Source organism: Thermococcus sp. ES12 (assembly GCF_012027515.1).
Taxonomy (GTDB): domain Archaea; phylum Methanobacteriota_B; class Thermococci; order Thermococcales; family Thermococcaceae; genus Thermococcus; species Thermococcus barossii.
This window is the reverse complement of sequence record NZ_SNUP01000001.1, coordinates 13,982-35,327: the sequence shown is the minus strand read 5'-3', so window position 1 is coordinate 35,327 and position 21,346 is coordinate 13,982. Positions and strand designations below refer to the sequence as shown.

The following is a 21,346-nucleotide window of genomic DNA, read 5'->3' as shown; positions in this document are numbered from 1 at the left end:
ACCACCCCTCAATCCTCACCTCTGGAAGAGATAAGCCTTTCGAAGTCCCTTAAGTCCCAGGCGAGGTAACCGTTTTCCCTGAGTTTCTCCTTTCCCTCAACCGCCTTCGCCACCAGCCCGTAGCTCTTCTCCCAGTCATCAAGACCCACCAGCTCAGCCTTTCTTTCAAGGTCCTTCAAAATACCCCGCGCTTCCCTCTTCCCCAGGCTTTTCCACTTCACCTCTACGAAGAGGGCTCTTTTCTCCCTCTCGTTCATGGCGAGCAGGTCAATCTCCTCGTTCTTACGCCACCAGCGGCCTATTTTGGTGAAGCGGAAGGGCAGGTTTCCGGACTTGTTCAGCTGTATGAGGAACTGCTTGGAGACCTCCTCAAAGGCCCTCCCCACGTAGGTGTTGAAAGCCCCCCAGTCCATCTCAAACGTCCCAATCTCTATCCGCCCCCTGTTGGGCTTCACGAAGCGGAACCAGAATTCAAAAAAGCGGTCGTTAATGTAATAGCGCGCCTTCCTGCTCCTCTCGGATTCCGTGACGGGAACCTCGCGCCTCACGAGTTCGAGAGAGGTTAGGGTTCTGAGGTACTTCGGCATGTCCTTCGCCTCGATTCCCGCGAAGTTCGCAATCTCGCTGACCCTGTGCTTTCCGAGAGCAATCGCTTCGAGAATGAGGTAGTAGCGGTGGACGTCGCCGAGTTCCTCCCTCAAAATGAACTCGGGCTCCTCGTAGAGTATCGAGGTCGGCGAGAACGCCACCTTCCGGAGTTCCTCCTCGAAGTTCTTCCCCTCAAAGAGCCTGAAGTACATGGGCACGCCACCGGTGACCGAGTATATCCTCACGACGGTTTCGATGGGCGCGTTTTTGAAGTACTCTCGAACGTGGAAGAAGTTCAAAGGTTTAAGCTTTAGCTGTGCCGTCCTCCTTCCGTAGAGGGGGTTGCCGTAGTCCATGAGCCCCTCCATGAGGCCGATTATCGAGCCGCTCAGGATCAGGAAGAAGCGGTCGTCGAGGATTTCGTCTATCACGTGCTGGAAAACGGCGGGAGTGTTCTTATCGGCAAGCAGAAGGTAGGAAAACTCGTCTATAACGACCACCAACCTTTCCGGGGCCCTAAGCTTTATCAGCTCAAAGGCCTCACGAAAGTCCCTCACCTCCAGCCCGGGAAGTCCAAGAATCCCTGCCGCCTCCGAGTAAAACCGTCTCGCGTTCGACTCCAGTCCGTCCCTGTCGGCCAGGAAATAGAGGACGTTTTTCCCCCGAATGAATCTCTTCACGAGTTCCGTCTTCCCAACCCGTCTGCGCCCGTAGAGAATCAGAACCTCTTTTTTGCCGGAGGAGTGGAGCGACTCAAGGAATGCCAGCTCACCCTTTCGATTGACAAACATTATCTTCACCATGATAATCTTGCGCAGGATAATAATTTAAGCCTTTCGGCCTCAATCCACAAACGCCAGCCCGTTCCACAGCTCCCTCATCTCCCGCGTGGCGTCGGGATAGACGCGCTTGAAGGTTATCCTCCAGTAGCCGTTCTTCAGATCCTCGATGTCCTCGATGTGTATCTTGACCCCAAGCCTCTCGAAGTGGGTCACCATCTTATGTGCGGTGCTGATGCTCTTCACCCGCACCGTGAAGACCTCCTCGACCTCGCCGCCGCTGGCAACCTCGTGGATGCTCTCAACGAAGGGCCTCAAAAGGGCCTTTCCAAGGGCCCTGGCGTACTCGTCGAACTCCTCGCCCTTCACCTTCCTCTCGGCCAGGTAAAAGGCGAGGCGTTTAATCCTCCCCATGAAGTAACCATGAGGAAGGTCAAAGAATATGTGGGAGCCTATCCTGATGTCGTTGATGTTGGCGTAGGGGGTGACGTATTTCGCGATTCTCCTCATATCCGGCGTCTTCATGACGATGCCCTCTCTCCTCTCGCGGCTGAGTCTCTCGATTAGCTCGTACAGCTCGTCGATTTTCGAGCGGTCGTAGACGCCGAAGGTCTCAACGTGCTCGATGCCGTACTCCTCCGCCAACTTGAGCCTCTCCTCCACTGGAAGGCTCCGCCCCGTTCCCTTCTCCTGGATGTCGAAGAGGAAGAACTGGATGTCCTCCTTAATGTATGGGGGTCCCTCGACAATGTACGGACTCTCCGGTCCGGCCATCTCTCCTACCAAGACGAGGTTCGGGTAGTCCCTGAAGAACTCCTCGTTCACGAAGTCGGGAATCCTCTCCGTCGTGAACGGACAGACGAAGCCGCCCCTCGTGAGGGCAAGAATCTTATCCCGCACCTTCACGACGCGCACGTTGTAGCCGTCCACCTTCTCCTCGACGTAGAAAGGCCTGCCCTTGAAGACCCGCCTTATCCCGTTCTCCAGCTGAACGATGCGCTTTATGTGAGGGAAGCCCAGAACAACATCGCCGTTCTCAAAGACCACCGTCCCGCGCCGGAAGCCTTTGGCGGAGTCACGGAAGCGAACGTACCTCACACCGGCGAACTCATCCTCCACAATGCCCCCCTTGCCCTCGAGAACCGACAGGCGCTCCTCAGGAACGCCGAGCTTGAGGAGCATGGCCTTGAAACCTGAGCTTACCATAATCCCACCAGTCTAAGTTGGACTGCATCGTTAATAATTATTATGAATATACGCTGAGACCACGAAGAAGGATGCGAGAAAAGGATAAGGTAAAGCGCTTCAGCGCTACGCTTTAGCGCTTCATGGTCGAGAGAACCTTGGTGGTGATGTCGTTGCCTTCCCTGTCGTATATCCTGTAGTACGCCGAGTAGGGCAACTTCATCTTGGCCCTGTGCATGGCACCGAGGGCGAACTTGAGGTGGTTCTCGTTCACCCAGACGGTGAGTATCTTCTGGTCCTTCTTGACACGGGCGGCAAGGCCAATCGGCTTTCCGAAGGGCCTGCGCATACCGTTTCCGTAACGGTCGGCCTTCCTTCCGGTAGCCATCGGGTTCTCGCGGAGAACCTGGAAGGGGTAGACCCTTATCTTGAAGTGATAGTTGCTCCTTCCGACGTTCTTCTGGAGGTATCTGTTAACCTGTATACGGATGGCCTCAAGGGCGTTCTGCCTTATCTGCATGGCCTGCTCGGCGTGAAGGCTCACCTCATACTCGAACTCGGCCGAAAGGTTGCCCATGTCGAATATCGTTATCTTCGGACCGGGCGCACCGCGTATGTATTCCCTCCTCGTGTAAGCGGGCTTGTCAACGTCCCTATCAATCTTGGCTGGTCTCAGTCCCATTATCTCACCTCCAAATGAGCGTAAGCTAAGCCTAAACTTAGCTTGACCTCGCTTTTATAAAAGTTTTGGAGGGCCTTGGCCCTAATCACCCCTCCTCTTAAGCCGGATTCCTTGCCACAAAAGTGCGACGGAAACGGGAGAGAACACGAGCAGGGCGAGGTTGAGCGTCACCAAGCCGTGAAGCTCGCCGAGGGAGTATGCAACCCCAAATAGCATGCCGCCTATGAAGGTTGAGAGGTTCTGAACCGCGTTTACCCCCCCTATCGCGAGGGAGGAGCGGTGGTAGCTTGCCAAAACCTTCCTAGATATCGGCCTGAAGCTCTGGAAGGCAAAGAGGGCAAGGAATATGCCGAGGAAGACCGTTGGAGCGGTCTTTATCGCCGCCAGCAGTGGCGAGAGCGCTGCCATGAGTGACGTGAGCAACACCATCCGCCGCTCGCTCCTCACGTCAGCTATCCAGGATGCGAAGTAGCTCAGCATGGCTGCAAGAAACCCCGCCCAGCCGATTAGCGTGGCCGTCCTTGCCTTCTCCAACCCCAGGGCCTCAGAGACGTAGACATATGTTATCTCGCCGGAGGTGAAGGCCACTATGACCGCCATCAGCGATGCGATTATCAAAATCCTCCTCGGATCGAGGCTCGGCCTCTCTCCATCGGGAGTTTTCTTTCTCCTCGGCGTTATCAGCCCGTAGAGGAGGACGTAGCTGGCCACCATTATCAGGCCCGTGAGGACAAAGAAGGCCGAGGAAATCCACATCTGGCCCCCAAGCCCCAGGTCTATGGTGTAGGCGTAGACGTAGTTCCCGAGGAGGGAGGCTATGCTCCCGAAGAAGAAATAGACCGCCGTCACCCTCGCCCTTATCTCCTTGGGCGTGGCAACGGCTATGACGAACTGCGCCATCGGCCAGCTCAGACCGTTGAGGAAGCCGTTAAGGAGCTTTATTCCGGCGACCTGAACCCACGTTGAGGTGAGGGGATAGAGCTGAACGGCTATTGCGTTCCCCATCATTGCCATCGCGCCGAGATAGACGAGCTTTTTTCCCCTTTCGAGCATCAATCCTCCGAAAACCGAGGAAAGGGCCCTCGCAAGCACAAATGACATCGAGACGATTGAAACAGACAGCATCGAAGCTTGGAGTATGTCGCGCGTGTAGAAGGCTATCGCGGGAGTAGCGAGACGGAAGGCTATCGTCCCGGTGAACGCCGAGATTATAAGGAGGACTATTCCGGCGAGGCGTCTCCGTTCCATCAGACCACCTTCTAAGCGCTAGGGCGTAGCTTTTAAAAGTGTTGACCATGCCGAAGATTTTTCAGCCATCGGCGAGATAAATGAGCGGAGCTTCAACCGATGGGTGCCCGCCGCCAGCGAACCCTTTTTATATTTAGCCTCCAAACTCCCGCCGAGGTGATGCTGATGGAACTCAGGTTCGAAATGGAGTATGAAGAAGCCTACAGGGAGGTTTATGAGCTCGTCAAGCCTAAGTACAAGCTCTTTACCGCCGGCCCCGTCGCATGTTTCCCCGAGGTTCTCGCGATAATGAGCGTTCAGATGTTCAGCCACCGCTCGGCCGAGGCGAAGGAGGTTCACGTTGACACTCTCAACAGACTCAAAGCATTTCTCGAAGCCGATAAGGGCGAGATAATTCTCTTCCCCAGCTCCGGAACCGGCTTCATGGAGGCGGCTGTAAGGAACACCGTTCCGCGCGGCGGCAAGGTTCTCGTTACAACCGTGGGAGCCTTTGGAAACAGGTTTGCAGACGTTGTCGAGGCCAACGGCAGGAAAGCCATCCTTCTCAGGAAGGAACCCGGTTACGCCATCAAGCCGGAGGAGCTCGACGAGGCTCTGAGAAAGAACCCCGACGTCGTTGCGGTAACCATAACCTACAACGAGACCTCAACCGGTGTCCTCAACCCGCTCCCCGAGCTGGCAAAGGTTGTCCACGAGCACGATAAGCTGCTCTTCGTTGACGCGGTCTCAGCCATGGGCGGTGCCGACATAAAGTTCGACGAGTGGGGCCTCGACATGATATTCGCCAGCTCCCAGAAGGCCTTTGGCGTCCCGCCGGGGCTGGCAGTTGCAGCGGTCAGCGAAAGGGTTTTCGAGATAGCCGAGAAGATGCCCGAGCGCGGCTGGTACTTCGACCTGCCACTCTACAAGAAGTTCAACGAGAAAAAGAAGGGGACACCCTCAACTCCGCCGCTCCCGCAGATATTCGGCCTCAACGTCGTGCTCCGCATTGTTGAAAAGATGGGCGGAAAGAAAGAATGGCTCGACATGTACAGGAAGAGGAGCGAAATGATACGCGAGGGAGTCAAGGAGATGGGCCTCGGAATCCTCGCCGAGCCCGGCTACGAAAGCCCGACCATTACAGCAGTGGTGGTGCCGGAGGGGATGAAGGGCGTCGACGTCTACAACGCGATGCGCGAGCGCGGCTTCGAGCTGGCCAAGGGCTACGGAAGCGTGGCCGAGAAGACCTTCCGCATTGGAAATATGGGCTACATGACCTTCGAGGACATCGAGGAAATGCTCGCCAACCTCCGCGAGGTCATAGAAAAGCTTAAGGGCTAAGCCCCTTTCCCTTTATTCCAGTGAGGGGCATGATATCGAAGAAGTGGATAACCGCATGGCTCATCCTGAACTTCCTCATCTTCTGGTTCGTCGGCTTAGCTTCGAGCGGCTACTCCATGGAGGGCTACCTGCCCGGAGAGAGCGACAAGGTTGACCAGTACACCCCCGTTGTCTACACCGCCCCGGACGATAAGCCCGTTGGAATCCTCTACATGGTGGACTACGACGGCGTCATCTACTATTACATCGTCTGGGAGGACGAGTACTTCAGCAACTCGCTCATAGACAAGCTCTACCGCTTCTTCCGCGGTCTCGTTTACGGTGGGGCGACGCAGGACATAGAGGTAGTACAGGTGAATCCGAACAACGGAACCTTCTACTTCCAGACCTACGGGCACACCAACGTCAACGGACAGCTCCTCGATAACGGCAGCTGCCTCTGGATTGAGGAGAACACGGTCGTCCCCGACTGCGCCGTCAACGGGACGCACGTGAAGGTCTACGTGGTTACCTGGAACCACATGCTATCCCTTCTGCCGGAGAACGGGACGGAGAGGGTCGTGCTCCCCATGAGGCACATGACTCCGGACGACTACGTTGCCCTCGGAATGTTCAGAAGAACCCAGTATTCGATGGCCGGCATAACCTTCGACTCCCTCTTCCTGGCCATAGTGGCGACCCTGGCATTCAACGGGGTGATGTTCGCAGCCTGGAGGAAGGGCTACTTTACAAGAGAACCGCAGAGGAAGGTCAGAAACGAAATCCATGACGGCTGGAGAAAGGTAAAGGAGTGGCTGAAAGGACGCTCTAAATAACGGGCCTGAGCTCCCCGTTCTTTACCTCATAGATGCGGTTTATGCTCTTTCTGCCTGTCCTGAAGTCCCTCTTGAGCTCGACGACTATGTCGAACTTGTCAAAGGTCTCACCGCTTATCCTGAGCCAGTGCTTAACCTCGCCCTTTATGTCGTCGGTCAGCGCGAGGGAGGTCACTATGAATGCGTAGTCGTCTATAAGCTCGCGGAATATCCTCGCGACATCTACCGTGTGGAGGGTGTCTATGACCACGTAGTCCGGGTTCAGTGCCTTGATTTTTGAGATGACCTCAGAGGTGCGCCTCTCCAGGGGCCGGCTGTCGAACTTGGTATCCACCACAACGATGTTCGGCTTGAAGGGCTTGAACTCCCCGTAGGCGGTTATAACGGCCACCTTCCAGTCGCCGGGTATGAAGTGCATCAGCGCCTCAACCAGCTTGGTCTTTCCGGAGCGGCTGGAACCGACTATCAAAATGTCCTTCCTGTTCAGGATTGCCTCTCTGAGAACCTCAAGCTGCTCTTGGGTGGCAGCCCCGTACCTGGTAAGGTCTTCCGGCGTGAATATGTATATTCCCATACATTACCACCGTATAGGGTTCTCAGCGGGCGTTATAACGCTATCGCCGCAGGGCTTTGATGAACGTCAAACAAAGCTCAATATGTTGTCATATATCCAAAAATCACTGGAATTAAATGTCATACTTTGCCCAAAATCCAAAATTTTTTGCACAAAGGCCATAAAGGAGAAAGTCAGTGACAAAAATTAGGTGGTAAACATGAACGCTCTCCAAATTGTGACCAGAAAAATTGAACCAGTTATGGAAGTTCAGACGAGAGTTATTGACTATATGACAAGATACATGGTGAGCCAGGGCTTCAAGTGGCTCCTTCCGGTCATGCTCAGCTCCATAACCGATCCCCTCTGGCCGGATCCAGCGGCGGAAGAGGCTCTGAAGCCGCCTGAAGTCGAGGTTTACGGTTCCAGACTGAGGCTGACCCACAGCATGATACTCCACAAGCAGATGGCAGTTGCGATGGGCATCGATAGGCTCTTCATCCTCTCGCCCAACATCAGGCTCGAAGGTCGCTCGGCAGACGACGGCAGGCACGCCTACGAGTTCACCCAGCTGGACTTTGAGATGGCCGGCGCGAGCATGGACGACGTTATGGGCCTAATAGAGGGGCTTATAAGCGGATTGTTCAAGGAGGCCAGGGGCTGGGGGCTCGAAAGGGAGGTGCCCAGGGTTAAGCCGCCCTTCAAGCGCTTCACGCTGGAGGAGATAAAGGCGGAGTTCGGAGATGAGGACGAGGCCAGCAGGGTTATGAAAGAACCCTTCTGGGTCACGGACATCGAGAGGGAGTTCTACGACAGGGAGGACCCGGAAAGACCCGGCCACTTCAGGAACTACGACCTCTACCTGCCGGAGGGCTACGGTGAAGTTTCGAGCGGCGGCGAGAGGGAGTGGGAGTACGAGGTCATCGTCAGGAAGATGAGGAAAGCCGGCATAAGCCTCGAGGCCTTCAGGCCCTATCTGGAGGTGGCTAAAGCCGGCCTGCTGAGGCCGAGCGCCGGAGCTGGTATAGGAGTTGAAAGGCTCGTCCGCTACATGGTGGGGGCGAAACACATAGCCGAGGTTCAGCCGTTCCCGAGGATTCCGGGCGTTCCGGCGGTGATCTGAGCTTTCAGGTTTTCATCTCAAAACCCATTTAAACCCTCCTTCATATATTTCTCCGGGGATTTTCATGAGAAGGAGCCTGTTTCCCGCTTTAAAAAAGTTTAAAGCCTACCTGAACACCGCGAGCCTCGGTCTCATGCCCTCAACGGCCCTTCTTGAGACGACAAAGCTCCTCAACGATGTTATCGAGTTCAACGGCGAGGTCAACTCCGTCGATTACATGGATGAGCGTGTTCTGAAGCCCCTTCTGGATGAGGCCGCCAGGCTGATGAAGGTCAGCCCCGAAAACGTTGGCCTCTCCATACAGACCACCGAAGGCCTCAGGAGGATTCTCCTTTCTCTAGAGCCGAAGAGGGGCCAGAACATCGTCTCCCTCGACACCGAGTTTCCAACGATACCGGCACTCCTCAAGAGCTACTCCGAACGTTTTAACCTCGAGCTCAGGGTGGTAGAGAACAGGAACGGGGTTCACTGCATCGAGGACATCGAGAGAGCGATAGACGAAGGCACCTTTGCAGTGGTTCTGAGCAGCGTCAACTGGGTCACCGGCGGGAGAATCGATCTGCGGGAGCTTTCTGGGGTTGCCCACGAGCACGGGGCCCTGCTTATAGTCGACGCAGTCCAGCACCTCGGTTCCCTGAGGCTCTTCCCCGAGAGGGAGGGCATCGATGCGCTCTCCGCGGGTGGCGAGAAGTGGCTTCTCAGCCCGGACACCGGGGCGGGACTGATATACGTCTCCGATGAGCTTTTGGAGGAGGCAGAGCCGATAGCGGGGCTGCTCAACAGCGAGCCGCCGACGGGTGAATGGGGGAGCTGGTGGGGCCTGCCGGAGAAGGACCCCTGGGGAGAGCTGAAACCCGCCAGAGGGGCAAAGAGGCTTGACTTCGGCGGAGGGCCGCCCTATCTCGTGGCAGGGGCTTTCCTCGCGTCGCTGAGGCTGATAAACGAGATAGGCATCGAGGAGATAGAGCGCCACAACATCAGACTGGCGGGCAGGATAAGGGACGAAGCCCTGAGTGCCGGTCTTGAGGTTCTCGCGGAAGGCTCCCCGATAGTCACAATAAAAACAGGGCTGAGCTACGAGGAGGAGGAAAGACTGTATCAGAAGCTCGCCGCGGAGGGGATTTCAGTCAGCCACCGCGGCGTTCTCGGCCACTACGGGATAAGGGCCTCGCCGCACCTCTACAACGGAAGAGAGGACGTCGAGATGTTCCTTGAGGCGCTGTTCGAGGGGCTCGGAAGCGGCCAAAGCTGAGCTCAGAGGTCATCGACCTCCCTCAGCCTTTCGAAGTTTTCCCTCTTTACTGCCTCAAGCGCGAAGGCGTAGAGACCGATGGCCTGGAGGCTGTCTGGAGTGAGCTCTTTCTTCGAGAGCTCGGCTATCTTTGCCGAGAGTTTCTCCACCGCCCTGGCCTTTGCCTCCTCTGAAAAGCCCGCGAACTCAAGGCCGTTGAGGACGGAGAGGACTTCGAGCTTGGCTTTGGAGAGGTCTGGAGAAGCCAACGCGTGCCCGGTTTTTGCCCCGGCTTTCGGGGGCTCAGCCTCCATCTTCTTTCCGCCGATCTCCGCCAGGAACTGCCGGAATTCTTCAAGTTCTGGCTCGATGTCGATGCCTGCGTTTCGGAGGACAACGAATGGGTCGTCAGTATCTTTGTGTAGCGCCCTTCCTACGATTCGTACCCGCTCCTCTGTGATCTCCGGCAGAAGCTTGTCTACGATCTTGAAAGTTTTGAGCAATGCTTCCTCCATGACTTTTGCGGTTTTTTCTTCATCCGTAGTTAAGCCGTGCTTCATTGCCTGGTATGCCAGTGCTTTTGCTATTTCCTGGTACTCCCTTTTCATGGCCTCGTAGTCCTTTTGCTGGGCGTATAGGGCGCTCATAATTTTTTCCACAGCCCACCCTGGAGTGTCGTTGTGCACTCCTGTGTGGTGTGCCAGCGCAAGCGCCAAGAACGCGTGGATTATCGGATAGTGGGTGGCAAGAATTTCACGCTCTACGGGAATATCATACTCGACGTATTTTTTCATATACCATGCCTCTCTGATCACGTCTGGCTTTTCAAGCACTCCATCGTGTTTGAGTATCTTTTTTATGCGATTTTCATCTCCGTCTGGGTCCGCACGCGCCAGTATTCTGTACAGTCCCTTTCCGTTGTCCATCACTAATATTGTGACAGCACTTCTGAGCCGCTCTGTTTTTTCATCTACCTTTCTCTCTTCTTTCTTCTTCCCGAAGATGAACATCCCGGTCAAAGCGAGAAGCGTCAAGGACATCACCCCTCAATCCTCACCTCTGGAAGAGATAAGCCTTTCGAAATCCCCCAAATCCCAGACGAGGTAGCCCTCTTCCCTCAGCTTCTCTTTGTCTTTAATCCTCCTCGCCACCAGCCCGTAGCTCTTCTTCCACCCTTCAAGCCCGACCAGCTCAGCCTTCCGCTCCAGGTCTTTGAGAACTCCACGTGCTTCCCTCTCCTCCAGGCTTTTCCACTTCACCTCGACGAACAACGCCTTTCTCTCCCTCTCGTTCAGAGCGAGCAGGTCAATCTCCTCGTTCTTACGCCACCACCTTCCAACCTTGGTGAACCTGAACGGCAGCTTCCCAGCCCTGTTCATCTCCAGGAGGAATTCCCTGGCGATGCCCTCGAAGGTGAAGCCGAGGTAGCGGTTGAAGCTCCGCTCGAAATGTTCAACGGCAACATCCGGAATGCCGAGCTCGATTTCCTCCTTGAATGGGTGGACGAAGGTGTAGTAGAAGGCAAAGTAGTTGTCCTTTATGAAGTAGCGGGAGTTCCTCCGCCTCTTCTTTGCCGTGGCCGTGACCGGCAGTTCCCTCCCAACGATGCCGAGGTTCATCAGTATGCTCAGGTAGCGGGTCAGCTTCGAGCCGTCAATTTCCGTCGCGGTCTTCAGCTCGTTGAAGGAGCGGTAGCCGTAGCTTATTGCCTCAAGTATCGTGTTGTAGGTGCTCAAATCCCTGAGCTCGTAGCGGAGCAGGTACTCAGCTTCCTCGTAGAGAAAACCCCTGCCAAAAAACTCTCTCCGTACGTTCTCTTCAGGCGGAAGCGAGGGGTCGAGGCGGAGGAGGTACTCCGGAACACCGCCCACCGCGCCGTAAACCTTGACGTCATCTTCGAGGCTGTAACCCGGGAAGAACTCCCCCACGTGGCGGAACTTTAAGGGCTGAACCTTCAGGGAGAGCGTTCTCCTGCCGTAGATCGGGCTCCCGTAGGAGGTCAGCTCCTCCATCATTGAGACGCTTGAACCGCAGAGGACAAGGCTGCCCTTTCCCCAGAAGTCCCAGTACTCCTGCAGGACGCCGAGGATTCTCGGGTGATTCCTGACCAGCACCTGAAACTCGTCGAATATCACCACGACCCCCTCGGGAAGCCGCTCAAAAAACTCCTCGAAGGAGCTGACCGGGCGTCTGAGAAGAGAATCATCCCCCGTCAGCGAGAAGAGCTTTGCGTTGAGGGACTTTAAGGTTTCCCTTGGCTCTTCCTCCTTGCACAGGTGGTAGAGGGTTTCGAAGCCCTTCGAGGCCTCGATGAGAAGCCGCGTCTTCCCGACTCGCCTCCTTCCGTAGACCACAACGAGGGCACCCCTTTCAAATGCCCTCCTCAGGGTCGCGATTTCCTCCTCCCTGTCAACGAACTTTTGCGTAATCATGATTATATAATCGTCATTATGCTATTTAAAAACTTCGGAGAGCATTTCCAACTTCCAGACGGGTTCCAGATGACCAAGCCAGGACATACCTATCCCGGAAAGGTCTGGAAGAAAGTGGAGGGGTAAAGACAAAAATCACTCAAAAAGCCCCAGCGGCGAGTAACCTTCCCTCGCACTCTCCATTTTCAGCTCCATTCCGAGGGCGTTGACTACCGTTCCGCTCTTCTCCGCCCACACTCCGGCCGGAATCACGAGGACATCTCCAGGTAGCTCCTTCGCCGGCCTGCCCACGACCACGTAGGCTTCGCTCTCCGGGATTCCCCCGATGCCCGCCTTGATGATTCCGGCGGCGTTGACGCCCTCGTGCAGGATAAGCGTTGGCACTTCGAGCGGCTCCGCTGGGCCCTCCAAAACGGCCACATCGTATTCCTCCTCGACGATTTCCTTGCCCTTCAGCAGTATCTTGAGGAGCGGGAACTTCTCCGGGCTGGCCTTCAGGAGAACCCTCTTGGCGTTTCTGATGTCCTCCAGCGTAGCCGTCGAGGAGCCTCCGTTCACCGTTGAGCCCACTGGAATACCCTTCCTTCCGGCAAACTCCTTCAGGAAGGCAATCTCCTCGTTGGTTAAGTCGGGAGTCAGGATCAAGGCGTAGCTCCCCTCAGCTATGAAGCGCTTTGCCTCCTCCCAGCTTACTGGCTTTCCGTTGAGGAGCGGCCCGGCAAGGTCTTCGGCCCAGGGCCTGTCAAACCTGCAGTGGTCGCAGATATGCCTGTTCCATGAATCCTCCCTGCTCGATGCCCTGACGAGCATGCCGTCGTAAACCTCCACGTTCATCTCGCAGGCGAAAGAGCAGCCGTTGCAGATGGTCTTTACCGGCTTCGTCTTCCACGGGCCGGGCTTGACGAAGGGGAGCTTCTCGGTTATAGCCCCCACCGGACAGACGTCTATCATTTCCCCGATGAACCTGCCCTCCATGTTTCCAAGGCTCTCTCCAAGTGGAGGCCCGATTCTCGTGGCAAAGCCCCTGAACAGGTAGTCAAGGACGCCCTCTCCAGCGACCTCATGGGTGAAGTTGACGCACTGGCCGCAGAGGACGCACTTGTTGTTGTCGAGCGTCACCCACGGATGGCTCTCGTCTATTTCGAACTTGTTCCCCTCGCCCTCGAAGGCGTGCTGTTCGGCACCGTAGAGCGTTGCGTACTCCCTCAGCTTGCAGCGGAAGACCTCCATACAGCCGCAGCTCATACAGCGCTGGGCTTCCTTCAGAACCTCCTCCTCACTCAAGGCCGGCTCGACCTCCTCGAAGGTCTTCTTCCTCCTTTCCGGTTCGAGGAGCTTGACCTTGGCCCTAGGCAGCCTCTCCACACCCTCGTAGTCCTTCTCGGTGACCCTCTTCCAGTGGTTGTAGGGCCTGAGGTCAAAGAGAACCCTATACAGGTCGTCGTCGCCGAGAACCTCCTCTATGTACTTCTCCGGCTCGGTGAGGACTGCTTTTGCCTTATCGAGCTTGCCCTTGAGGTAGAGGTCTATCATTATCGCGGCCCTTCTTCCCGTCGCGATGCTCTCGATGACGGTTGAGGGCCCGAGGACGAGGTCACCGCCCGCGAAAACGCCGGGGATGCTCGTCTGGAGGGTTACCTCATCAACGAGAGCCTTCCCGCGCTTCGCCTCTATGCCGAGGCTCTTGAGGAACTCCTCGTCACAGTACTGGCCTATCGCGAGGATCACGTTGTCGGCCTTAACGCGGAACTCCGAACCCTCTATCGGTATCGGCCTCCTCCTTCCGCTCGAATCCGGCTCACCGAGGCGCATCTTCACCAGCTCGACTCCCTCGACTCTGCCGTCTCCAAGGATTCTGACTGGGTTGGTGAGGAACATGAACTCAACGCCTTCCTCCATGGCCTCCTCAACTTCCCTCTCGTTGGCGGGCATCTCGGCCTTTGAGCGGCGGTAAACGACGGTAACCTTTGCACCGAGCCTTAAAGCCGTCCTCGCCACGTCCATCGCAGTGTTTCCGCCGCCGACAACTATGACGCGCTCGCCGAGCTCAACCTTTTCGCCGGTGTTAACCTTCCGGAGGAACTCTATGCCGTGCATAACTCCCTCAAGCTCCTCGCCCGGAATTCCCATCCTTCTGCTTCTCCAGGCGCCGACGCCGAGGAAGACGGCATCATAGCTCTCGCGGAGCTCTTCGAGTGTAACGTCCCTTCCGAGGGCGGTGTTGGTCTTCACCTCTATTCCGGTGTTTATAACCGTCGCGATGTCCCTGTCGAGGACTTCTCTTGGAAGCCTGTAGGGCGGAATCCCGTAGCGCATCATTCCGCCGAGCTCGGGCATGGCCTCGATTATCGTAACCTCGTGCCCCATGGTCCTGAGGTAATAGGCGCAGGCAAGGCCAGCTGGCCCCCCGCCGACGACGGCTATCCTCTTCCCTGTCGAGGGCGGTATCTCAGGCATCCACGGGCCGTGCTCGAGGTCGTAGTCAGCGGCAAAACGTTTGAGCTGCCTTATCGCCAGGGGTTCATCCACGAGGTTCCTCCTGCAGGCGTCCTCACAGAAGGCCGGGCAGACCCTTCCGAGGACCGCCGGAAGGATGTACTTCTCCTTCATCAGCTTAACAGCCTCGTGGTATTTGCCCATCGCTATGAGCGCCAGGTAGCCCTGAACATCGCTGTGCGCCGGACAGCCGTCCTGACATGGGCCGATGCAGTCGCCGTAGTGGTCCGAGAGGATGAGCTCCAGCGCGGTCTTTCTCATTGAAACGACTTCATCGCTGAGGGTCTCTATCTTCAGCCCTTCCATTGGTTTGAGCGTGCACGAGGTTGTCACTCCTCTGGGCGTTGAAACGAGACAGAGCCTGCACGAGCCGTAAGGGTCGAGCTCGTTCGTGTAGCAGAAGCCCGGGATGTGCTCCCCGATTTCACGCAGGAAGTCTATGAGCGGCTTTCCCTCGGGAGCTTCAAGCTCTTTACCGTTGACTATGATTTTGACCATCTCACTCACCCCCCGCATCGACTATCTCGATGGCGTTGAACCGGCACACCTCGTAGCAGGTCCCGCACTTGATGCACTCGTCCTGGTTGATGACGTGGGGCTTGAGCCTCTCGCCGCTTATCGCCTTCACCGGGCAGAAGATCGCACATGCCGTACAGCCGGTGCACCTGTCGGCGATGATGACGTACCTTATGAGCGGCTTGCAGACCTTGGCCGGGCAGCGGCCCTCGATGTGGGCCATGTACTCATCCCTGAAGTAGCGGAGCGTTGTTAGAACTGGATTTGGTGCCGTCTGGCCGAGGCCGCAGAGCGAACCCGCTTTGACATGGTAGGCGAGCCTTTCGAGCTTCTCAAGGTCTTCCCCGGTGGCCTTGCCCTGGGTGAACTTGTCCAGAATCTCCCACATCCTTTTGGTACCCAAACGGCAGAAGGTGCACTTCCCGCAGGACTCTTTCACGGTAAAGTCCAGGAAGAACTTGGCGACATCGACCATACAGGTGTCCTCGTCCATGACGACCATTCCGCCGCTTCCCATTATTGCACCAGTTGCGTTGACGCTCTCGTAATCAACGGGAGTGTCAAAGAGGTACTCCGGGATACAGCCACCTGAAGGACCGCCGAGCTGGACGGCCTTTATTCTTTTACCGGTCTTCGTCCCGCCGCCGATATCGTAGAGTATCTCCCTCAGGGTCATGCCCATCGGAACCTCGACGTTTCCGCCGTGCTTTATCTTGCCTGAGAGGGCGAAGACCTTCGTTCCTTTGCTCTTCTCCGTTCCGATTGAGGCGTAGGCCTCCCAGCCGTGCTTTATTATCCACGGCACGTTTGCCCACGTCTCGACGTTGTTGATGTTCGTGGGCTTGCCCCAGAGACCTTTTTGAGCCGGGTAAGGAGGCCTCGGCCTCGGCATTCCGCGCTTGCCCTCTATGGAGGCTATCAGAGCGGTTTCCTCACCGCAGACAAAGGCCCCGGCACCTTCCTTGATGACGATGTCGAAGGAGAACCCCGAGCCAAGGATGTTCTCGCCGAGGAATCCCCTCTCGCGCGCCTGCTTCAGCGCTATCTTCAGCCTCCTTATCGCGAGCGGGTACTCGGCGCGGACGTAGATGAACCCCTTCGTCGCTCCGATCGCGTAGGCTCCGATTATCATGCCCTCTATTACCCTGTGCGGATCGCCCTCAAGGACGTTCCTGTCCATGAAAGCTCCAGGATCACCTTCGTCGGCGTTGCAGACGATGTACTTGACGTCGCCCTTAGCTTCCCTCGCGAACTTCCACTTCAGCCCCGTCGGGAAGCCCGCTCCGCCCCTTCCCCTCAGGCCGGACTTCATGATTACGTCGATGATCTCCTCGGGCTCCATCTTGAGGGCCTTTTTGAGGGCCTCGTAGCCGCCAGCAGCTATGTACTCATCGATGTTCTCGGGGTCAATGTATCCCGAATTCTCAAGCACTATCTTCTTCTGCTTGGCGAAATAGCCGTCAACGTCCCACGTCTTTCTTTCCCCGTTCTCCCACCAGTCGCGCTTAACCACCCACTCATCTATGGGTTTCCCATTAATGACGTGCTCCTCTATGATCCTCGGAACCTTCTTCGGGTCAACGTGGCCGTAGGTGATTATTTCGTCCTCGGTGATGATGTCCACGAGAGGCTCGCGGTAGCACATGCCAACGCAGCCGACTATCTTGAGCCTGACGTCGAGATTCCTTTTCTCAAGCTCACGTTTTATGGCCTCATAGGTCTCTTTGGCGCCCGCAGCTATACCGCAGGAGTTCATACCAACTGCGATGGCTTTAATCTCAGACATCGAGCTTCTCCTCCTTGAGCTTCCTGACGAGCTTCCGGACCTTGTCCGGTGTCAGCTTGCCGAAGACCTTCTCGTTTATCATTATCACGGGGGCAAGACTGCAGCAGCCGAGACAGGCAACGCGTTCAAGCGTTACAAGGCCGTCCTCGGTCGTCTGACCCTCCTCAATCCCGAGCTCCTCGGTTATGGCCTGCGCTATGTTGACGGCACCGTTGACGTGGCACGCTGTACCGTGGCAGATTTTGATGACGTACTTTCCAAGAGGCTCAAAGCGGAACTGGGCGTAGAAAGTCGCGACCCCGTAGACCCTGCTGAGGGGAATCCCGAGGTAGTTCGCAATCTCTTCAAGGGCCTCCCTGGGAAGGTAGCCAAAGCGCTCCTGGGTTCTCTGGAGAAGAGGGATTAGAGAACTCGGCTCCGGCGGATAAGAGCGCATGTAATCGAACGAAGCTTCCATCTTGCATCACCGCAAGCTTTTCTCGGAAAAGTTTCGACTTTAATGTTTATAAGAGTGCACTAAAGTACAAGTTTGTAACATCTGGTTGGCAACCATTTGTTTGAAAAATTCTTAAATCAATCCTTTACAAACTTAAAATCGTAAGCCCGTTCAAGGCGGTGATGCCCTTGAGATACATAAAACTACCCTCCGAAAACTTTGAGAGGTTCTTCAAGTCACTTGAGGCCTGGGGCAGTGTTTACGCCCCGGTAAAGAGGGGTGGCATCTATTCTTTCCAGAAAGTCCACGACCCGGCAGAGATAGCCCTGGATTACAACAGAACGATGCTCCCACCAAAGAAGTTTTTCTTCAGGCCGAGGGACACCGTACTTCGCATGAAAAACGGCCGCTGGGAAGAAAACCTCGAAGTGGAACCGATGGTTCTCTTCGGACTCCATTCCTGCGACATACACGGCCTCAAGATACTGGACAAGGTCTACCTCGACGAGCCAGCCGACCCCTACTACCGGACCAGGCGTGAGAAAACGGTCATCGTAGGTATCAGCTGCATGCCAGATGAGTACTGCTTCTGCAAGAGCCTCGGAACGCACTTCGCGATGGACGGCTTCGACCTGTTCCTGCACGAGCTTCCCGACGGCTGGTTGGTGAGGATCGGCAGCGTCAGGGGACATGAGATCGCATGGGAAAACGGCGAGCTGTTCGAGGAGGTAACCGACGAAGACCTGGCCAACTTCAAGGAGTTCGAAGAGAAGCGCGCGAAAGCCTTCCAGAAGGAGCTTCCACAGGAGGGCCTCGCCGACATGCTCGATTTGGCATACAACAGCCCGGTGTGGAAAAAGTACGCCGAAATATGTCTCGCCTGCGGCAACTGCAACATGGTCTGTCCGACCTGCCGCTGTTACGAGGTCTGCGACCGCTGGATAGATGCTTACAGCGCGGTGAGGGAGAGGCGCTACGACTCCTGCTTCATGGAGAACCACGGACTCGTTGCGGGCAACTACAACTTCAGGCCCACGCGGTTGGACCGCTTCAGGCACCGCTACTACTGCAAGAGCTACTTTGACCCCTCCTCGGGCTACAACTGCGTCGGCTGCGGCCGCTGCGACGAGTTCTGCCCGGCGAAGATAGAGCATGTTAAGGTTCTTGAGGAGGTTAGGGGGTCGCTGAGATGAGCGAGAATCCGTATCAAACCTATGACGCAAGGATTCTCGAAGTGAAGGACTTAACATCGAGGGAGAAGCTCTTCACCCTGCGCTTCGTTGACTCAAAGATCGAAGACAAGTTCGACTTTAGGCCGGGCCAGTTCGTCATCGTTGACATCCGGGGCTTCGGAGAGTTCCCGATAAGCATCTGCTCCTCACCGACAAGAAAGGGCTACTTCCAGCTCTGCATAAGGAAAGCGGGCAGGATGACCAAGTTCATCCACAGAATGAAAGAGGGCGACGTTGTTGGAATCCGCGGGCCCTACGGCAACGGCTTCCCGATGGAAAAGATGGAGGGCTCGAATCTGATTCTGGTCGCAGGCGGTCTGGGAATGGCTCCCCTCCGCTCGGTGCTCTGGTACGCCATTGATACTGGCAAATACGAGAACGTCTGGCTGCTCTACGGAACCAAGGCCTACGAGGACATACTCTTCCGCGACGAGATAATTCACCTCCTCAAGCACGGTGAGGCCATGAACTGCTCAGTGAAGCTGGCATATGAGGTTGAGAGCCCCTCATGCATCTACCTCGAACAGGGGTTCTCGGACAGGGTCTGCAAGGGTGTCGTCACCGACCTGTTCAGGGGCGAGGAGTTCGACGTGGACAACACGTACGCCCTCATCTGCGGCCCGCCGGTCATGTACAAGTTCGTCATAAGGGAGCTCCTGGACAGGAAGCTCTCACCGGGCAGAATATACATGACACTTGAAAGGCGCATGCGCTGCGGAGTCGGCAAATGCGGCCACTGTGTCGTCGGAACAAGCGTCTCCATGAAGTACATCTGCCAGGACGGCCCGGTCTTCACCTACTGGGACGCTCTCTCCACGAGGGGGTTGATATGATGGACAAGCTTAAGTTGGCAGTTTTCGAGCTTACCGACTGCGGTGGCTGTGCCCTGAACATGCTCTTCCTTTACGAGAGGCTCTTCGACCTCCTTGAGTTCTACGAGATAACCGAGTTCCACATGGCAACCAGTCTGAAGGTGGAAAATCACTACGATGTGGCCCTCGTTACCGGAACCGTCTCCACTCAGCGCGATTTGAACCTGCTCAAGGAGGCGAGAAACCACTCTGATTACCTGATAGCACTCGGAACCTGCGCAACCCACGGTTCGGTTCAGGCCAGCGTTGAGCTGCCAATCAGAGAAAAGCTGAAGGCCGTTTACGGAGATGAAGGCAATCCGATGCGTGCCCTCGATTCAAAGCCGGTGGTGGAGTACGTGGCAGTTGATTTCGCACTCCCCGGCTGTCCTTACGACAAGAACGAGGTCTACCAGGTTCTCCTGGACATCGCCAAGGACGTCGAGCCCGTTAAAAAAGACTATCCCGTCTGCCTCGAGTGCAAGCTCAATGAATACGAGTGCGTGCTGGTGAAGAAGGGCCTTCCGTGCCTCGGCCCGATAACCTATGGCGGCTGCAACGCCGTCTGCGTGCGCTCGGGCCTCGGCTGTATAGGCTGCCGCGGTCCGCTGCCCGGAGAAGTGAACCCTGCGGGCGAATACGAGATACTCAAGGAGCTCGGCTACGATGACAAATACATCATAAGGAAGTTCAAGACCTTCGCGAGGTGGGAGCCATGATAATAGAACTCCACGAGTTTACGAGGGTTGAAGGCAACGGTAAGGCAGAGATTGTCATAGATGACGGGGAGGTAAAGGACGTCAGGCTTAAGATCATCGAAGGGCCGCGCTTTTTTGAGCTTCTAACCCTTGGCAGGCATTACTACGACGTGCCCGATCTCGAAGCGAGGATATGTGCCATCTGCTACCTCTCCCACAGCGTCGCCTCCGTTCTGGGCATAGAAAGGGCCCTCGGCGTGGAGGTTCCGGAGGAGATTCAGCTCATCAGGGAGCTCGGACTCATCGGCGAACTGCTGGAAAGCCACGCGCTGCACCTCTATCTCCTCGTTGCTCCCGACGTGTTTGGCTACCCCGATGCGATACGGATGGCGACCAAACACGGAGAGCTTGTAAAGGAAGGCCTGGCCCTCAAGTCCTTCGGGAACAGGATAAGGGTTATAGTGGGCGGCAGGGAGATACACGGTATAAACGTCAAGCCAGGCGGCTTCGGCAGGTATCCCTCCGTGGAAGAGCTTGAGAGGGTGGAGAAGGAAAGTGAGGCACTCCTCAGGCTGGCCAGGAGGGCGGTAAGGCTCTTCGCCCAGCTGGACCCGTACGGCGCACGGGCGGAACACTTCGTCGCCACCGACGGTTACCTCTGGGGCGAAAAGCTGGTATCAGACGAGGAAGGGGAGTTCCACTACACCGAGCGGATAGAGGAGCGCTCCCTCGTGTACAGCTTCGCAAAGCAGAGCCGCTATAAGGGGGAACCATTTTTCGTTGGCGCCCTCCCAAGACTCCTCCTAAAGTCGGAGATGCTGACTCACACGGCAAAGAGGCTCTTCGAGGAGCACAGAGACAAGCTTGCCACAGGGTACGTGAGCTACAACAACCTCGCCCAGGCGATAGAGCTGGTTTACTCCCTTGAGAGGGCAAAGGAGATAGCCAAGGTTCTTCTGGATAGGGGAATCGAAGGGGAGAACGTCCCTGTTGAAGCCAGGGAGGGTGAGGGAATAGGCTACGTGGAGGCGCCCAGAGGCGTGCTCATCCACCACTACCGCATAGACGGAAACGGAAACATAGCCTACTCCAACATAATAACCCCCACGGCGCTGAACCACGCGATGATGGAGGCCAGCCTGCTGGAGGAGGCAAGAAAGCTGTACGGGGAGGCCGAGGAGAGGGTAATGATTCAGAGGCTCGAGGAGACAGTGAGGGCCTTTGACCCGTGTATCTCCTGCTCGGTTCACCTGGTGAAGCTCTAAGTCGGCGAAGGACTTCATTTTATTTTCCATACATCTCCAATAAACGCCGTTAAACCGAGGATTCTTCCAAAATATTTATATCCCTCCCAAATAACCTTAAAAAGGTGAGA

Annotated in this window: 18 protein-coding genes; 8 read left to right on the top strand and 10 right to left on the bottom strand. The window is 56.2% G+C overall.

Features of this window, described 5'->3' with window-relative positions; all coding sequences use genetic code 11:
- Nucleotides 1-8: 8 nt before the first annotated feature.
- From E3E37_RS00165 to E3E37_RS00150, 4 genes are all read right to left on the bottom strand, one after another.
- Complete coding sequence (locus tag E3E37_RS00165; RefSeq protein ID WP_371731659.1) at nucleotides 9-1,391, bottom strand: ATP-binding protein; 1,383 nt, start codon at nucleotides 1,389-1,391, stop codon at nucleotides 9-11.
- A 39-nt stretch (nucleotides 1,392-1,430) separates the two neighbouring features.
- Nucleotides 1,431-2,573, bottom strand: coding sequence for an RNA ligase (locus E3E37_RS00160; RefSeq protein WP_167714366.1), 1,143 nt, complete (start codon nucleotides 2,571-2,573; stop codon nucleotides 1,431-1,433).
- 112 nt (nucleotides 2,574-2,685) lie between these two features.
- Complete coding sequence (locus E3E37_RS00155; RefSeq protein WP_088864062.1) at nucleotides 2,686-3,234, bottom strand: 50S ribosomal protein L16; 549 nt, start codon at nucleotides 3,232-3,234, stop codon at nucleotides 2,686-2,688.
- A gap of 81 nt (nucleotides 3,235-3,315) precedes the next feature.
- On the bottom strand, nucleotides 3,316-4,482 hold the full coding sequence (locus E3E37_RS00150; protein ID WP_167714365.1) for an MFS transporter: 1,167 nt from the start codon (nucleotides 4,480-4,482) through the stop codon (nucleotides 3,316-3,318).
- Between the two features lie 165 nt (nucleotides 4,483-4,647).
- On the opposite strand from E3E37_RS00150, the gene E3E37_RS00145 reads away from it, so the two are divergent.
- Nucleotides 4,648-5,802, top strand: a complete 1,155-nt coding sequence (locus tag E3E37_RS00145) for an alanine--glyoxylate aminotransferase family protein (RefSeq protein ID WP_167715182.1) — start codon at nucleotides 4,648-4,650, stop codon at nucleotides 5,800-5,802.
- 29 nt (nucleotides 5,803-5,831) lie between these two features.
- Nucleotides 5,832-6,617, top strand: coding sequence for a hypothetical protein (locus E3E37_RS00140; RefSeq protein WP_167714364.1), 786 nt, complete (start codon nucleotides 5,832-5,834; stop codon nucleotides 6,615-6,617).
- Here the strand turns inward: E3E37_RS00140 and E3E37_RS00135 are convergent.
- Nucleotides 6,610-7,191, bottom strand: a complete 582-nt coding sequence (locus E3E37_RS00135) for a Flp pilus assembly complex ATPase component TadA (RefSeq protein ID WP_167714363.1) — start codon at nucleotides 7,189-7,191, stop codon at nucleotides 6,610-6,612. The genes E3E37_RS00140 and E3E37_RS00135 overlap by 8 nt on opposite strands.
- 199 nt (nucleotides 7,192-7,390) lie before the next feature.
- Here E3E37_RS00135 and E3E37_RS00130 point away from each other — a divergent pair, with 199 nt between their 5' ends.
- On the top strand, nucleotides 7,391-8,293 hold the full coding sequence (locus E3E37_RS00130; protein ID WP_167714362.1) for an asparagine synthetase A: 903 nt from the start codon (nucleotides 7,391-7,393) through the stop codon (nucleotides 8,291-8,293).
- 64 nt (nucleotides 8,294-8,357) lie between these two features.
- Nucleotides 8,358-9,545 (top strand): aminotransferase class V-fold PLP-dependent enzyme, encoded by a 1,188-nt coding sequence (locus E3E37_RS00125; RefSeq protein WP_167714361.1) that lies wholly within the window; start codon nucleotides 8,358-8,360, stop codon nucleotides 9,543-9,545.
- Nucleotides 9,546-9,547: 2 nt separating this feature from the next.
- Here E3E37_RS00125 and E3E37_RS00120 read toward each other — a convergent pair whose 3' ends face one another.
- The 5 genes from E3E37_RS00120 to nuoE form a co-directional block, all read right to left on the bottom strand.
- Nucleotides 9,548-10,567: a hypothetical protein gene (locus E3E37_RS00120; protein WP_167714360.1), complete on the bottom strand. Its 1,020-nt coding sequence runs from the start codon at nucleotides 10,565-10,567 to the stop codon at nucleotides 9,548-9,550.
- 3 nt (nucleotides 10,568-10,570) lie between these two features.
- Nucleotides 10,571-11,956 (bottom strand): ATP-binding protein, encoded by a 1,386-nt coding sequence (locus tag E3E37_RS00115; RefSeq protein ID WP_167714359.1) that lies wholly within the window; start codon nucleotides 11,954-11,956, stop codon nucleotides 10,571-10,573.
- A 135-nt stretch (nucleotides 11,957-12,091) separates the two neighbouring features.
- Entirely contained in the window at nucleotides 12,092-14,950 is a 2,859-nt protein-coding gene (locus tag E3E37_RS00110; protein ID WP_167714358.1) for an NAD(P)-binding protein, read from the bottom strand.
- Nucleotide 14,951: 1 nt separating this feature from the next.
- Nucleotides 14,952-16,754, bottom strand: a complete 1,803-nt coding sequence (nuoF, locus tag E3E37_RS00105; protein ID WP_167714357.1) for an NADH-quinone oxidoreductase subunit NuoF — start codon at nucleotides 16,752-16,754, stop codon at nucleotides 14,952-14,954.
- Complete coding sequence (gene nuoE, locus E3E37_RS00100; RefSeq protein ID WP_167714356.1) at nucleotides 16,747-17,211, bottom strand: NADH-quinone oxidoreductase subunit NuoE; 465 nt, start codon at nucleotides 17,209-17,211, stop codon at nucleotides 16,747-16,749. The genes nuoF and nuoE overlap by 8 nt, the downstream gene beginning before the upstream one ends.
- Before the next feature lie 167 nt (nucleotides 17,212-17,378).
- Here nuoE and shyB point away from each other — a divergent pair, with 167 nt between their 5' ends.
- From shyB to shyA, 4 genes are read left to right on the top strand one after another with little or no spacing between them, the layout of a single operon-like run.
- On the top strand, nucleotides 17,379-18,383 hold the full coding sequence (gene shyB, locus E3E37_RS00095) for an NAD(P)-dependent hydrogenase/sulfhydrogenase 2 subunit beta (RefSeq protein ID WP_167715180.1): 1,005 nt from the start codon (nucleotides 17,379-17,381) through the stop codon (nucleotides 18,381-18,383).
- A complete protein-coding gene (shyC, locus tag E3E37_RS00090) occupies nucleotides 18,380-19,255 on the top strand; it encodes an NAD(P)-dependent hydrogenase/sulfhydrogenase 2 subunit gamma (RefSeq protein WP_167714355.1) in 876 nt (291 codons plus the stop codon). The genes shyB and shyC overlap by 4 nt, the downstream gene beginning before the upstream one ends.
- Entirely contained in the window at nucleotides 19,252-19,992 is a 741-nt protein-coding gene (gene shyD / locus E3E37_RS00085; protein WP_167714354.1) for an NAD(P)-dependent hydrogenase/sulfhydrogenase 2 subunit delta, read from the top strand. The genes shyC and shyD overlap by 4 nt, the downstream gene beginning before the upstream one ends.
- Nucleotides 19,989-21,236, top strand: coding sequence for an NAD(P)-dependent hydrogenase/sulfhydrogenase 2 subunit alpha (gene shyA, locus E3E37_RS00080; RefSeq protein ID WP_167714353.1), 1,248 nt, complete (start codon nucleotides 19,989-19,991; stop codon nucleotides 21,234-21,236). The genes shyD and shyA overlap by 4 nt, the downstream gene beginning before the upstream one ends.
- The last annotated feature ends 110 nt before the right edge of the window (nucleotides 21,237-21,346 follow it).